Source organism: Pseudomonas sp. BS-2016, assembly GCF_001806145.1.
Classification (GTDB): Bacteria; Pseudomonadota; Gammaproteobacteria; order Pseudomonadales; family Pseudomonadaceae; genus Aquipseudomonas; species Aquipseudomonas lundensis.
Genome location: NZ_MLCT01000099.1, coordinates 1 through 1,398 on the forward strand (window position 1 = coordinate 1; position 1,398 = coordinate 1,398).

2 protein-coding genes and 1 pseudogene are annotated in these 1,398 nt (G+C 63.2%); all 3 read right to left on the reverse strand.

All coding sequences use genetic code 11. The features are described 5' to 3' along the window. Positions 1-69, reverse strand: a pseudogene (locus BKD70_RS24920) (Maf family protein); the annotation flags it as partial. 51 nt (positions 70-120) lie between these two features. Then, complete coding sequence (mreD, locus tag BKD70_RS22610) at positions 121-609, reverse strand: rod shape-determining protein MreD (RefSeq protein ID WP_003188558.1); 489 nt, start codon at positions 607-609, stop codon at positions 121-123. Beyond that, positions 609-1,398: rod shape-determining protein MreC (gene mreC, locus BKD70_RS22615; protein ID WP_070415437.1), on the reverse strand; the 790-nt coding region annotated here is incomplete at its 5' end. The genes mreC and mreD, both read right to left, overlap by 1 nt.

The following is a 1,398-nucleotide window of genomic DNA, read 5'->3' on the forward strand; positions in this document are numbered from 1 at the left end:
GGGCACACCGATCTGGGCCAGCAGTTCACGTCGCCGCGGGGAGCCCGAGGCCAGATAAAGCGAATTCATTGCAGACTCTCCCTGTGGGGTTCGATAACCAGGCAGAGCCTCGCAATCCATTCAATTGATTTTATAGCGACGACGCAGCCCACGCAGGCCAAAACTGATCCAGGGCCATAACAAGGCGCTGACCAGCGCCGGCAGAACCAAGGCCAGGGTCGGCTGGCGGTTGCCGGTCAACGCGCTGAGCCATAGCTGCACCAACTGCGCCAGGCCGAAGATCACCAGGATCACCAGGCACTGCTGCCACATCGGGAACATGCGCAAGCGCTGCTGCAGCGACAGCACCAGAAAGGTAATCAGGGTCAGGATCAACGCGTTCTGGCCTAGCAAGGTGCCATACAGCACATCTTCGGCCAACCCCAGGCACATGGCCGTGACCATGCCCACCTTGTGCGGCAGGTTCAATGACCAGAACGCCAGCAACAAGGCCAGCCAGAGCGGGCGAAGGATTTCCATGAACTGCGGCAGCGGCGAGACGCTGAGCAGCAAGCCGATGGCGAAGGTCAGCCAGACGATCCAGCCATTGCGTGAATGAGTACCCGCCATTAGTCCCCCCTCTGCGGTGTGGTGGCCGGAGCGGCGGTCGGTTTAGCCGGGCGCGCGTTATGCGCGGCAGGTTTGGCCGGCGTTGCCACAGGTGCTGCAGCTGCCGGTGCAGGTGACGTGGCTGGGGCGGGTGCAGGTGGGCCAACAAAAGCAGGTTTTGGCACCGTGGCCGGCACGATAGGCGCGGTGCCATTCTGCTGGTCCTCCGCTTCCTGGGCCTGGGCAGCGTCGTTAGCGCGCTCTTCCGGGGTGCGGTTGTCGCTGAACACCAGCAGCAGGTAACGGCTGCGGTTCAGCGCGGCAGTCGGTACCGCCCGAACGATAGCGAACGGCTGGCCGGAATCGTGGATCACCTCTTTGACCGTCGCCACCGGATAACCCGCCGGGAAGCGCTGGCCCAGGCCAGAGCTGACCAACAGGTCGCCTTCCTTGATGTCAGCGGTATCCGCCACATGGCGCAGCTCCAGGCGTTCCGGGTTACCGGTGCCGCTGGCGATTGCGCGCAAGCCGTTACGGTTGACCTGCACCGGAATGCTGTGGGTCGTATCCGTCAGCAATAGTACCCGCGAGGTGTAGGGCATCAACTCCACCACCTGGCCCATCAGGCCACGGGCATCGAGCACCGGCTGGCCAAGCACCACACCGTCGCGCTCACCCTTGTTGATGATGATGCGGTGGGTAAAGGGGTTGGGGTCCATGCCGATCAGCTCGGCCACTTCGACCTTTTCGTTGACCAGCGCGGAAGAATTGAGCAACTCGCGCAGCCGAACGTTCTGCTCGGTGAGGGCC